The organism is Aeromonas sp. QDB63 (assembly GCF_027707425.1).
GTDB lineage: Bacteria > Pseudomonadota > Gammaproteobacteria > Enterobacterales > Aeromonadaceae > Aeromonas > Aeromonas caviae.
In genome coordinates this window covers 59,694-72,866 of sequence record NZ_JAPCIS010000019.1, presented here as the reverse complement: position 1 = coordinate 72,866, position 13,173 = coordinate 59,694, and the positions used below count along the sequence as shown (strand labels likewise).

The 13,173-nt window shown below is 60.6% G+C and carries 12 protein-coding genes; 2 read left to right on the top strand and 10 right to left on the bottom strand.

Annotated features, from left to right (window positions below):
* Positions 1-117 precede the first annotated feature (117 nt).
* Entirely contained in the window at positions 118-3,000 is a 2,883-nt protein-coding gene (locus tag PG879_RS13160) for an HD domain-containing phosphohydrolase (RefSeq protein ID WP_270830291.1), read from the top strand.
* Positions 3,001-3,073: 73 nt separating this feature from the next.
* Here PG879_RS13160 and PG879_RS13155 read toward each other — a convergent pair whose 3' ends face one another.
* From PG879_RS13155 to rplU, 4 genes are all read right to left on the bottom strand, one after another.
* Entirely contained in the window at positions 3,074-4,444 is a 1,371-nt protein-coding gene (locus tag PG879_RS13155; RefSeq protein WP_257711299.1) for a YjiH family protein, read from the bottom strand.
* A gap of 366 nt (positions 4,445-4,810) precedes the next feature.
* Positions 4,811-6,013 carry an Obg family GTPase CgtA gene (cgtA, locus tag PG879_RS13150; RefSeq protein ID WP_270830289.1) on the bottom strand — a complete coding sequence of 401 codons (1,203 nt, stop codon included), beginning with the start codon at positions 6,011-6,013 and terminating at the stop codon, positions 4,811-4,813.
* Positions 6,014-6,202: 189 nt separating this feature from the next.
* Positions 6,203-6,460, bottom strand: a complete 258-nt coding sequence (gene rpmA, locus PG879_RS13145) for a 50S ribosomal protein L27 (protein WP_010673199.1) — start codon at positions 6,458-6,460, stop codon at positions 6,203-6,205.
* 17 nt (positions 6,461-6,477) lie between these two features.
* Positions 6,478-6,789, bottom strand: a complete 312-nt coding sequence (rplU, locus tag PG879_RS13140) for a 50S ribosomal protein L21 (RefSeq protein ID WP_005304210.1) — start codon at positions 6,787-6,789, stop codon at positions 6,478-6,480.
* 242 nt (positions 6,790-7,031) lie between these two features.
* Here rplU and ispB point away from each other — a divergent pair, with 242 nt between their 5' ends.
* Complete coding sequence (ispB, locus tag PG879_RS13135) at positions 7,032-8,003, top strand: octaprenyl diphosphate synthase (protein ID WP_010673198.1); 972 nt, start codon at positions 7,032-7,034, stop codon at positions 8,001-8,003.
* Between the two features lie 88 nt (positions 8,004-8,091).
* Here the strand turns inward: ispB and PG879_RS13130 are convergent, their stop codons facing one another.
* From PG879_RS13130 to miaA, 6 genes are all read right to left on the bottom strand, one after another.
* Positions 8,092-8,280, bottom strand: a complete 189-nt coding sequence (locus tag PG879_RS13130) for a DUF2065 domain-containing protein (RefSeq protein ID WP_010673197.1) — start codon at positions 8,278-8,280, stop codon at positions 8,092-8,094.
* Positions 8,281-8,371: 91 nt separating this feature from the next.
* A complete protein-coding gene (gene hflC, locus PG879_RS13125) occupies positions 8,372-9,256 on the bottom strand; it encodes a protease modulator HflC (protein WP_010673196.1) in 885 nt (294 codons plus the stop codon).
* 3 nt (positions 9,257-9,259) lie between these two features.
* On the bottom strand, positions 9,260-10,411 hold the full coding sequence (gene hflK / locus PG879_RS13120; protein ID WP_010673195.1) for an FtsH protease activity modulator HflK: 1,152 nt from the start codon (positions 10,409-10,411) through the stop codon (positions 9,260-9,262).
* A gap of 93 nt (positions 10,412-10,504) precedes the next feature.
* A complete protein-coding gene (hflX, locus tag PG879_RS13115) occupies positions 10,505-11,791 on the bottom strand; it encodes a ribosome rescue GTPase HflX (RefSeq protein ID WP_010673194.1) in 1,287 nt (428 codons plus the stop codon).
* 63 nt (positions 11,792-11,854) lie between these two features.
* A complete protein-coding gene (gene hfq, locus PG879_RS13110) occupies positions 11,855-12,118 on the bottom strand; it encodes an RNA chaperone Hfq (RefSeq protein ID WP_011704864.1) in 264 nt (87 codons plus the stop codon).
* A gap of 72 nt (positions 12,119-12,190) precedes the next feature.
* Positions 12,191-13,108, bottom strand: coding sequence for a tRNA (adenosine(37)-N6)-dimethylallyltransferase MiaA (gene miaA / locus PG879_RS13105; protein WP_119197807.1), 918 nt, complete (start codon positions 13,106-13,108; stop codon positions 12,191-12,193).
* Between the last annotated feature and the right edge of the window lie 65 nt (positions 13,109-13,173).

The following is a 13,173-nucleotide window of genomic DNA, read 5'->3' as shown; positions in this document are numbered from 1 at the left end:
AGATCGGCTCAAACTGAAAAAATGAAATGACTGAGTCAGCCGAGAAGAATTTCCCCGCTTATTCGCACCTTCCTTAGGTGACCAATACGGCGATCGCCAGGGGACAAGGATCCGTCCATGACAAACGCAAGTCTCAGTCGCAGACCCTTTTACGTATACATTGCCACCCTTTTCATCCTGCTCTTCTCCTTGCTGGGGGGCGCCCTCATCGTGCTGCAGTTCCAGCAGGGCATGCAGCAGGGGCTGGAGCACGAACGTCAGAGCTTCCAGCAATACCGGGAGCAGCTTGCCCTCGCCATCAAGCTGAACCAGCGACCGGCCCGCATGTCCCTGAATCTGCTGCGCAGCGGCCAGCTGTCCGCCATGACAGGGCTGGAGACGCGGCTAGCCTTCCTGCCCCAGCTGGCAGAAGTACTGGCCAACAGCACCAGTTACGGCGCCATCTATGCCGGTTACGAGGACGGCGATTTCTTTCTGGTACGCAAGCTGACCGAACGGGCGAGAGGGGCGTTGGAGGCGCCTCCGCCCGAGAGCCGCCTGCTGGTCCAGAGCCTGCATCAGGGACAGGGAGAGTTCCTCTATTTCGACCAGCGGCTGCGGCTGCTGGAGCGGCGCCCCATGCCGGATTACCGTTTCGATCCACGAGATCGGGGCTGGTACAAGGAGGCGCGCTGGAGCACGGGCATCATAGTGACCCACCCCTACCTCTTATTCACTACCCGGGAGCCAGGCATGACACTGGCGGTGGAGAGCGACGATCGCCGGGCGGTGATCGGGCTCGATGCGGGCGTGGAGGGACTCTCTTCCCTCATCGGCGAGTTGCCCCTGCCCGGTCACAGCCAGCTGGTGCTGTTTGACGAGGTCGGGACCCTGCTGGCCACGGATCCCGAGCGCCTTCCAAGCTTCGAGCAACTGAGCCGCCTGCCCATGCTGTCGGCCCTCAATCACCCCATTCTCACCAGGCTGCAACAGGAGATGGCTGCGCGGCCTGCCCTGCTGCATCACCCCGCCGAGCTGACCCTGGCCACGGTTCAGGGTCAGGAGTGGCTGGTCAACCTCTCCTCCCTCGGGGAAGAGTCCCCGTTTTATCTCGCCCTCCTGGTGCCCACCGAGGTGCTCACCGCCCCGGCGCGCCAGGATGCCCTGCACAATCTCGCCTGGGCCCTTGCCGGTCTGCTGCTCCTGCTGCCCGTCATCTGGCTGGCTGCCCGGCGCACTGCCGCCCCCTTGCTGGTATTGACCGGGGAGGCTGAGCGGATCCAGCACTTCGACTTTGGCGACAGCCCGGGGCCAGATTCGGCGATCCGCGAAATTGACGATCTCGCCCGCGCCATGTCCAGCATGCGCCTGACCCTCGGCAATTTCATGAACATGGGCCGGGCGCTGGCGGCAGAGCATCGCTTCGATTCGTTGCTCAGCCGCATCCTGCACGAGACGGTGGCGGCTGCCCAGGCCGAGGGCGGCTGCCTCTTCCTGGCCCAGGAGAGCGAGATGCAGGCCGTTCACGCCATCTGGCAGGGGCAGCCGCTGGCGTGCGAACAGGTACAGTGGCAGGCGGCGCTGCTCGGCGGCCTCTACCACACGGAGCGCCTCTGCCTGCCCCTCGACGAGGCACAGTGGGCCCGCTACCTCACCGACTGGGGCCCCTTCCCTGGTTCCTGCCAACTGCTGGTCGAGCCCCTTCACAACCACCGTCAGGAGCTGATCGGCTGCCTGCTGCTGATCCTGCCAGACTGCTCGGCCCGCGAACTGGCCTCGCGCATCAGCCTCATCGAGGCGCTGGCGGGCACTTCCTCCTCCGCCATCGAAAACCAGCGCCTGCTGGAGGAGCAGAAGCAACTGCTGGAAGCCTTCATCGAGCTCATCGCCGGTGCCATCGATGCCAAGAGCCCATACACCGGCGGCCACTGCCAGCGGGTGCCGGAACTGGCCAGGATGCTGACCCAGGCTGCCTGCTCACAGCAGACGGGGCCCTTTGCCGATTTCCGGCTCAACGAAGAGGAGTGGGAGGCCATCCATATCGCGAGCTGGCTGCACGACTGCGGCAAGGTCACCACCCCGGAGTTCGTGGTGGACAAGGCGACCAAGCTCGAGACCATCTACGACAGGATCCACGAGATCCGCACCCGCTTCGAGGTGCTCAAGCGGGATGCCCATATCGACGCGCTGGCGGCCCGGCTGCCGGCCTCGGAGCGGCAGGCGGCCGAGGAGGAGGCCGGCCCGCGCTGGCACGCCCTGGACGAGGAGTTCGCCTTCGTCGCCGAATGCAATCTGGGTGGGGAGTGGATGGCACCGGAGAAGCTGGAGCGACTCGCGACCATCGCCAACCGCACCTGGCTGCGCACCCTGGACGATCGCCTCGGCATCAGTCAGGAGGAGCTCAGGCGTCACCCCGGCCCCTCCCCCCTGCCCTGCCGCGAGACGCTGCTCGCCGACAAGCCGGTTCACCTGATCCCCCGCCCCGCCCAGGACAACCTCGCCCGCCACAACCCCTGGGGCTTCAAGGTGCGGGTGCCCGCCCACCTCTACAACAGGGGCGAGCACTACAACCTCGCCATCGGCCGAGGCACGCTCACCGAGGAGGAGCGCTACAAGATCAACGAGCACATCATCCAGACCATCCGCATGCTGGAGCGGCTCCCCTTCCCCCAGCACCTTCGCAAGGTGCCGGAGATAGCGGGAGGCCATCACGAGCGGATGGATGGCACCGGTTATCCGCGCCAGTTGCAGGGGGGGCAGATGAGCATCCCCGCCCGCATCATGGCCATCGCCGACATCTTCGAGGCGCTGACCGCGAGCGACCGCCCCTACAAGTCGGGCAAGACGGTCTCCCAGTCCCTGGCCATCATGCAGAAGATGGTGCAGGAGCATCACATAGACCCGGCCCTGTTTGCCCTCTTCATCGAGAGCGGCATCTGGCGGGACTATGCAAAGCGCTTCCTCGCCCCCCAGCAGCTGGACGAGGCGGCCTGTCAGGCCCTGCTGGCGGAGGCGCACTGAGCCGCCCCTGCCCGCATAAACCCATAAAAAAACGGTCAACCCAGGTTGACCGTTTTTCGCGTGGGGCCGCCTCTTAGAACAGCAGGTGGGCGACGCCGGCGATCACCGGCAGGGTGATCAGGGTGCGCAGCAAGAAGATGACGAACAGCTCCCACAGCTTGACCGGGATCTTGCTGCCCAGCAGCAGGGCTCCCACTTCCGACATATAGATAAGCTGGGTGACCGACATGGCGGCGATCACGAAGCGGGTGATGTCGCTCTCTATGGTGGACGCCAGCACCGCCGGGATGAACATGTCGGCGAAGCCCACCATGATGGTCTTGGACGCGGCTTCTGCCTCCGGCAGTTGCAGCAGCTCCAGCAAGGGAACAAAGGGCGCCCCCAGCCAGTTGAAGATGGGGGTATGCTCCGCCAGCATCAGGGCACAGGTGCCGATCGCCATCACCACAGGCAGCACGCCGAACACCATGTCCAGGGCATTCTTCATCCCTTCCCGCGCCACGGCGCCCATGTCGGTCATGCTGTCGGCCTTGGCCAGGGCGCGCTGATAGCCATAGCTCAGCACGCTGTGCTGGTGGGGGATCGCCTCCTGCTTGCGGCACAGGGGAGTACCGTCGCTGTAGACATCCTTCTTCCAGGAGAGCGGCGGCAGGCGCGGTACCACGATGGCGGCCACCACACCGGCCAGGCAGACGGTCAGGTAGAAGGGGACGAACATGTGCTCCAGCTTCACCTGGGAGATCACCACCAGACAGAAGGTGATGGAGACGGCGGAGAAGGTGGTACCGATGACGGCCGCTTCCCGCTGGGTGTAAAACTTGCCTTCATACTGCTTGCTGGTCAGCAGGATCCCGACGCTGCCATCACCGAGCCAGGAGGCGAAGCAGTCCACCGCAGAACGACCCGGCAGACGGAACACCGGACGCATGATGCGGGTCATCATGGTACCGACAAACTCCAGCAGACCAAAATCCAGCAGCAAGGGCAGCAGCAGGCCCGCAAAGATGAAGACGGAGAACAGTACCGGCAGCAGATCGTGCAGCACCAGGCCGCCGGTCGCCCCTGAGCGCAGTACCTCGGGACCGGCTTCAAAGAAGGTCAACAGCACGAAGACCCCGCCCAGCACCCGCACGCACGCCCAGAAGGGGGAGACGTTGAACAGGCTGTTGAGGAAGGGCCGTTTTACCAGGATCGCCGGTTTGAACAGCCAAGCGATCAGGGTCATCAGCATGGTGGTGGTGATGATGGCGCTGACCATGGCCACCAGATGATCGGCAAACACCGTTTGAACCAGCTTCGCCAACACGGCGACGGGAATGGTGACATTGCCGTCATAGATGACCGGGGTCATGAACAGCAGGATCCCGATCAGTGACGGGATCAAAAACATCAGCACGTTGCGGCGAGTACGGATTGCCGGTGCTTCCAGGGTCTTTTCCAACATATAAACAGCCTTAAATGTGACTTTTCCTTCAGCCGGGCCGCCTGCATACTCATGCCATCGCCCGGAAAACGGGCGCAAGAATAACCCAAAAAACTGCACAAACAAGCCGTTAATTGATCATTTCAAGCATAAATATTTTATCAGGCGAACCATCCATAAGAACAAACCAAAACAGTCATGCATATCGATTCAATTTGAATGGTTAGCATAATGTTTCATACAGGTTACATTCAGGTGCGCAGTATAATCCGCAGCCACTGTCAGGCAATAAGAGACATGAAAAATATATCTATAGGGTGATCCCGTCGATCCTCCCATAAAAAAACCGGAGCCTGTCTGGCTCCGGTCTTGTCACGAACATGATGCTCAATCGCGAACGTAAATGACTTCGACGCCGTCGTCGTCCTCATCGTCCCAGTCGTCATCGTCCAAGCCATCATCGAAGGCCTTGGACGCCGCCAGGGCATCGGCTTCCGCCTTGGCAAGCTGGTTCTTGTGATAGTCATCCCACTTGAACTCCACCTTCTCGATGGCGTCTTTGGCATCTTCCGCCAGCTGACGAGGCATGGTATCCAGCAGATCCAGGATGTCGTAGCACACCTTCTTGGTGCCTTCCTTGCTGATGGCGGTGATGGCGTAGACCGGACCTTCGTGGTTGAGGGCTGCCTTGACTCTGTCCATCACTTCCTGAGCCTCTTCTTCCAGGATCAGGTCCATCTTGTTGAACACCAGCCAGCGCGGCTTGCCCGCAAGCTCGGGGCTGTATTTTTCCAGCTCCCGGACGATGGTCACGGCGTTCTCGGCAGGATCGGAGCCATCCACCGGGCAGATATCCACCAGGTGGATCAGGACGCGGCAACGCTCCAGGTGCTTGAGGAAGCGGATCCCCAGGCCTGCCCCCTCGGCAGCCCCTTCGATGAGGCCGGGAATGTCAGCAATGACGAAGGAGCGGGAGTTCTCGCCACGCACCACGCCCAGGTTCGGTACCAGGGTGGTGAAGGGGTAGTCTGCCACTTTCGGACGGGCCGCAGAAACGGCGCGAATGAAGGTGGACTTGCCTGCGTTGGGCAGACCCAGCATGCCGACATCCGCCAGCAGCAGCAGCTCCAGCCTCAGGGTACGCACTTCACCCGGGGTGCCGTTGCTCTTCTGGCGCGGCGCCCGGTTGACCGAGCTCTTGAAGCGGGTGTTGCCAAGGCCGTGGAAGCCGCCCTTGGCAACCAGCAGCTTCTGATCGTGACTGGTCAAATCCCCCAGCAGTTCACCGGTGTCTTCATCGGTGGCACGGGTACCGACCGGCACGCGCAGGATCTTGTCCTTGCCGCGACGACCGGTACAGTTGGCACTCTGGCCGTTCTCGCCACGCTCGGCGGCGTGGAAGCGCTCGAAACGGTAGTCGATCAGGGTGTTCAGGTTTTCATCGGCCACCAGATACACGTCGCCACCATCACCGCCGTCACCGCCGTCCGGGCCGCCGTTCGGGATGTACTTCTCGCGGCGGAAGCTCACACAACCGTTACCACCGTCACCGGCATCGACTCGAATCTGGACTTCATCAACAAACTTCATAGGTAACCGTCACCTTAATTCGAAAAACCGATACGCAATTATAGTGATACGGGCCCCTTCGGGCGAGGCGCATCTGGCCGATGAGGGCTGTCTGCGCCGGCTCATCCGCGTGCCGTTTTTTCGTCAAACTCATCAGAAAAACAAAAGCCCCGCCAGGTTGGCGGGGCTTCGGATCCTTGCGGTCCGTAATTACTCAGCAACGATGCTGACGTACTTACGATTCTGCGGACCTTTAACTTCGAACTGCACTTTACCGTTCGCGGTAGCGAACAGAGTGTGGTCCTTGCCCAGACCAACGTTCTCACCAGCGTGGAACTTGGTGCCGCGCTGACGAACGATGATGCTGCCAGCCAGAACTGTTTCGCCGCCGAAACGCTTCACGCCCAGGCGTTTAGCTTCAGAATCGCGACCGTTGCGGGATGAACCGCCAGCTTTTTTGTGTGCCATCTATCGGACTCCTCTAATTAAGCGCTGATGCCAGTGATTTTGACTTCAGTGAACCACTGACGGTGGCCCGCTTGCTTACGGTGGTGCTTACGACGACGGAACTTGACGATAGTCACTTTCTCGCCACGGCCGTGAGCCACAACTTCAGCCACAACCTTGCCACCTTCAACGAAAGGAGCACCTACTTTGAAAGTGTCGCCTGCAGCAACCATCAGCACTTCGTTGAAGTCGATGGTAGCGCCAGTCTCAACGTTCAGCTTTTCCAGACGAACGATTTGACCTTCGGCCACACGGTGTTGTTTTCCGCCGCTTTGGAATACCGCGTACATTTGATTAACTCCGTAAAGGCGTGTCTTTTGCTCAAGGCCAGACACGCACAAAAACCTATAACAATGGGCGGGCATTCTACGCAGAACGATTTGCCGAGGCAAGGCCAATTTAGCAAAAAGTTTATTTTGTGCGCATATCTGCCCCCGTGAATAAACGCCTAACTGTAACCCATTGTGAAATCGTGTAGAATCCCCGCCATTGCTAAAAACGCAGTAAATGCTGCCGTCACGTTACGAGACTTATGGACCAACAGACTATCCGTGCGCTCTGTGCCGCCGACATGACGGCGGTCAATGAACTGATCCTGGCGAGACTCCAGTCCGATGTCAGCCTGATCAACCAGCTGGGTTTCTATATTGTCAGTGCAGGCGGAAAACGGATGCGCCCCATGCTGACCGTGATGGCCGCACGCGCACTGGGCTATGAGGGTGAAGATCACCTGAAACTGGCCGCCATCATCGAATTCATTCACACCTCCACCCTGCTGCACGACGACGTGGTCGACGAATCCGACCTGCGCCGCGGCCGGGAAACCGCCAACGCCCTGTTTGGCAACGCCGCCAGTGTTCTGGTGGGTGACTACCTCTACAGCCGCTCCTTCCAGATGATGAGCGAACTCTCCAACCTGAAGGTGATGGAGATCCTCTCCGATGCCACCAATACCATCGCCGAAGGAGAAGTGCTGCAGCTGATGAACTGCAACGATCCGGATACCACGGAAGAGAGCTACATGACGGTCATCTACTGCAAGACCGCCAAGCTGTTTGAAGCCGCGACCCGACTCGCCGCCGTGCTGACCCATCAGCCCGAGCCCGTCGAGCAGGCCATGACCGACTACGGCAAGTACCTGGGTACCGCGTTCCAGATCATCGACGACGTGATGGACTACTGCTCCCAGAGCGAGGAGATGGGCAAGAACGTGGGTGACGATCTGGCCGAAGGCAAGCCGACCCTGCCGCTGTTGCGCGCCATGGAAGTGGGTACCCCGGAAGAGCGTCAACTGGTGCGCGATGCCATCGAGCACCGCAACGGGATGGATCACCTGGAGCGTATTCTGGGCATCCTGGATCGCACCGGAGCTCTCGAATACTCCCGCCAGCGAGCTCGGGAAGAGGCTGACAAGGCCATCGCCGCCCTCGCCATCCTGCCTGACTCCCGGCACAAGCAAGCGCTGGAGACCCTGGCCCACATGGCGGTGCAGCGCAGCGCCTGATGCCAGCCGGCGGACAATAAAAAAGAGGCCCTCTGGCCTCTTTTTTATTGTCCGAATTCCCCGTGCCACTGTCGTATCAACACAGGCTCTAACGGGCCAACGCCCACAAGATGACACCACCTGCCACCACCAGACAGCCGCCGATGCGGCGCAGCTGTTCCGGCGGCAACTCCCCGAGCAGGCGCAGCATCTGCTGCCATGCCCTGGGAGCGAGCAAGGGCCCCAATCCTTCGAAGAGCAGCAGCAACCCCAGCCCCATCAACATGGATGTCAGCATCACCTCTCCCTATCCCTGTTCCCCTGCCGGTCTGTGGCCGGCAAACAAAAGGGCCTGAATCATCAGGCCCTTGGGTCATATCAACACATGTTTACTGCTTGTTGCCGTGCGGCGACTTGAGGTAGCGGAAGAACTCGCTGTCCGGTTTCAGGACCATGAGGTCGTTGCCACCGGCGAAGCTCTTGCGATAGGCCTCCATGCTGCGCACGAAACTGAAGAACTCCGGGTCCTTCTTGTAGCTGTCGGCATAGATCCTGGCGGCTTCGGCATCCCCTTCACCACGCAGTTGACGGGCATTACTCTCGGCGTCGGCGATCATCACGGTCACCTTGCGGTCGATGTCGGCACGCAGGATCTCGGCCTGCTCGCGGCCCTGTGAACGGTGTTCACGGGCAACCGCGGTCCGCTCGGCACGCATCCGCTGATAGATGGAGCTGGAAACTTCCACCGGCAGGTTGATCTGCTTGATGCGCACATCCACCACCTTGATGCCGAGCTCGGAGGAGCGCGCCATCTTCATCAGGGCATCTTCCATCACGGTACTGCGCTCGCCGGAGACGATATCCTTGATGGTGCGGTTACCGATCTCGGAACGCAGGCCGTTGTTGATCTTGCGCTTGAGCAGGTCTTCAGCCTGGATCTTGTTGCCACCACCGGTCGCCAGGTAGTACTTGGAGAAGTCCTCGATCTTCCACTTCACGTAGGAGTCGATGATGAGGTCCTTCTTCTCGGACGTAACGAAGCGATCCGCCTGGCCTTCCAGAGTCTGGATGCGGGCATCCATCTTGCGTACCTGGTCGATGAGCGGCACCTTGAAGTGCAGGCCCGGCTCGTACAGGCGCGGCTCACCGGAGTCGACCCGTTTCACCTTGCCAAACTGCACCACGATCCCCTTCTGTCCTTCATCGACGATGAAGATGGAAGAGAAGCAGACCATGGCGGCCACAGCGATGACACCAATAGCTAGCTTTTTCATCTATCAGTTTCTCCCTGTGCTGAAACGATCACCGCCACGCAGCGGGGTCGGAGTGGAGTTGGCCCCTTCGTTGGACGGCTGCGCCGCCTCGACTGCCGGGGTGCCCGCAGGACGTGCCGGTTGCACGGCATTCGCCTTGCCAGAGAGCTTGTCGAGCGGCAGGTAGATCATGCTGTTGTTGCCGGCCGGCATGTCGACAACCACCTTGTTGGCCTGCTGATAGAGCTCTTCCATGGTTTCCAGGTAGATACGATCACGGGTCAGCTCGGGCGCGGCCTGATACTGGGGCAGCAGCTCGTTGAAGCGAGCGACTTCACCCTTGGCCTTCAACACGATCTGGGACTTGTAGGCTTCGGCCTCCTGCTCCAGACGTTTGACCTGGCCACGAGCCTTGGGCTCCACTTCACGGGCATAGGCTTCCGCTTCACGGATGAAACGCTGCTCATCTTCCTGGGCGGAGATGGCGTCATCAAACGCATCCTTCACCTCTTCCGGCGGACGCGCCGGCAGGAAGTTGACGTCCACGATCTGCAGACCCATCTGATAGGGCTCGATGATGCTGTCGATCACCTGCCAGGTTTCCTGACGCACCTTCTCACGACCCGTGGTCAGCACATCGTCCATCCTGGTGTGACCCACCACGTAGCGCAGGGCGCTGTCGGTGGCCTGGCTCAGGCTCTCGTCGGCGTTGGTCACGCTGAACAGGTACTGCTCGGGATCGACCACGCGATACTGCACGTCCATCTCGACCCGTACCACGTTCTCATCCTGGGTCAGCATGAAACCGGACGCCGGCAGGGAACGGACAGACTCCACGTCCACCGGGATCACCCGGTCGATGAAGGTCGGTTTCCAGCGCAGGCCGGGATCCACGTTGTGGGAGTATTCGCCAAAGCGCAGCACCACGCCTCGCTCGGCTTCGCGAATGGTGTAGAAGCCGCTGACGACCCACACCACCACGGCCACCACCAAGGCGATGGAGAGGCCGAACTTGCCGACGTCACCACCACCGGATTTGCCACCACCGAGCAGACCGCCAAAACGACGGCTCACCTTGCGAAGCATCTCGTCCAGATCAGGGGGGCCCTGATTCTTGCCGTTGTTCCCCCAGGGGTCACGGTCTTTGCCATTGTTACCAGGCTCATTCCAAGCCATCAGCGTCTCCATTAATACATGCGGATGGATATCATCTCTATCGGGCCACAGAGGGGCGATGAAGTCAGCAAACCATTTATGTTCATCGACTCATCAATGCCTGATAAAGCGTTGTAAACTCTCACCTTCTTGTTTCATGAGGCGGTTCCAGTCAGCCAGTTGCAGGCGAACTTCCAGCACAAAGTCCCCCTCCTCGCTGAAACCTTCCTGCTCGATACCTTTCAGCCGATAGAGCGCACTGCGCAGTCTGGCGGCGGAAGGGGGCAGTTGCAGGGTGTGATGCACCATGGAGCCGGCCAGCAGTTCGGTCAGTGCCTGGAACAGGTATTCACTGCCCTCGCCAGTCTGGGCCGACAACCAGACTCGCACCGGTCGTCCAGCCTCATCCCGTTCAAGACCAGCCGGACGATCCCCCAGCTTGTCGATCTTGTTGCAGATCATCAGCTGGGGACGGTCATCTGCCTCGATCTCGGCCAGCACACGCTGGACCGACTCGATATTCTCCTGCATCTGTTCATCGGCGCAGTCCACCACGTGCAGCAGCAGGTCCGCTTCGCGAGTCTCCTGCAGGGTCGCCTTGAAGGCCGCGACCAGATCATGGGGCAAGTGCCGAATAAATCCAACTGTATCCGCCAGGATCACATCACCCACATCCTGGATCACCAATTTACGCAGGGTGGGGTCCAGGGTTGCGAACAATTGGTCGGCAGCATACACGCTGGCATCTGTAAGTTGGTTGAACAAAGTGGATTTTCCGGCGTTGGTATACCCCACCAGAGAAACGGTCGGCACTTCGTTGCGGTTGCGGGCACGGCGCCCCTGCTCCCGCTGCTTGGCCACCTTGTCGAGGCGGCGCAAAATGGCCTTGATGCGCTCACGCAGCAGGCGTCGGTCGGTTTCAAGCTGGGTTTCACCCGGGCCGCGCAGACCGATCCCCCCCTTTTGTCGCTCAAGGTGGGTCCAGCCTCGCACCAGACGAGTGGAAAGATGGCGCAACTGGGCCAGTTCGACCTGCAACTTGCCTTCGTGAGTGCGGGCGCGCTGGGCGAAGATATCGAGGATAAGGCCTGTTCTGTCCACGACCCGGCACTGGAACAGACGCTCCAGGTTGCGCTCCTGGGCGGGGGTCAGGGCATGGTTGAAGATGACCACGTCGGCGTCCAGCATCTGGACCTGGGACGCGATCTCTTCCGCCTTGCCGCTGCCGACAAAAAATTTGGCGCTGGGTGCGCTGCGACTGGTGGTGATCACCCCCAGTGCATTGACCCCGGCCGAGCTCACCAGCATCTTGAGCTCGTCCAGATCCTCCCGCTCGCCCTCATCGCTGAAGTTGACATGTACCAGAACGGCCTGTTCACCAGCTTCGTAACGGTCAAACAAGCGCTTGCTCCTTGACAGGTATCATGATGGATCTGAGTTGGCGAGTGAACTCGCCGCAGGATATCACGCCTCGGCTTCACCCTGCTCTTCACCGGCGGCGCCCGGGGCGTGCTGGTGATGGTTGACGGCACGGGCCGGCACCACGGTGGAAATGGCGTGCTTGTAGACCATCTGGCTCACGGTGTTCTTCAGCAGAATCACAAACTGGTCAAACGATTCGATCTGCCCCTGCAGTTTGATACCGTTCACCAAATAGATAGAAACAGGAATACGCTCACGGCGCAGCGCATTCAAAAACGGGTCTTGGAGAGATTGCCCCTTAGCCATCTTTCTTTTCCTTATAGTTTGTTGTTTTTAAACACCGGATATTCAATATAACAACCTGATTATACAGGAGTGTCAAGCCGGACCAGCTTGGGCGACGACCCTGGCCAGATTGCCAGACTCACCAGATTCCAACCAGGTCACATCAGGCCAACCGCGCAACCAGGTCATCTGACGCTTGGCCAACTGGCGGGTGGCAACAATACCGCGATAACGCATCTCATCATACTCGACTTCCCCCGCCAGGTAGTCCCACATTTGGCGGTATCCCACGCAGCGAATGGAGGGAAGATCCGGGGTAAGATCCCCCCGCTCGTAAAGCGCCCTGACCTCCTGCTCGAAGCCGCTGCCCAGCATCTTGTCAAACCGCTGTTCGATGCGCTGGTGCAGCACGGCCCGATCCCTCGGCGCGATGGCAAACTGCAGCGCCCGGTAGGGCAGCCCCTCTCCCTGTACCTGGGTCAGCTCGGTGAGGGTCTTGCCGCTGATGCGGTAAACCTCGAGCGCCCGGCACAGGCGCTGGGGATCGTTGGGGTGGATGCGGGCACCGGCCACCGGGTCGATGCGCACCAGTTCGTCGTGCAGCGCCTGCCAGCCGAGGCGGGCAGCATCTTCCTCGATGCCGGCCCGAATGGTGGGATCGGCGGAAGGCAGCGGAGAAAGCCCCTCCAGCAGCGCCTTGAAATAGAGCATGGTGCCGCCCACCAGCAGCGGAATGCGGCCACGGTCGGCGATCTCTTTCATCTCCCGCAGGGCATCCTTGCAAAAATCCGCCGCCGAATAGCTCATGGCGGGATCCAGGATGTCGATCAGCCGATGCGGGGCCTGCGCCAGCTCGGCTGGCGTCGGCTTGGCGGTGCCTATGTCCATGCCGCGATAGATGAGCGCAGAGTCCACGCTGATGATGTCGCAGGGCAGGGCCTGGCACAGTTCAATGGCGAGATCCGTCTTGCCGGAGGCCGTCGGCCCCATCAGAAAAATTGCAGTCGGCAAGTCAGCCACGTTAAACACTCCCTTCGGCCGCCCCTTCACGGGCGAGCCGGCATAAAACTGGTCAT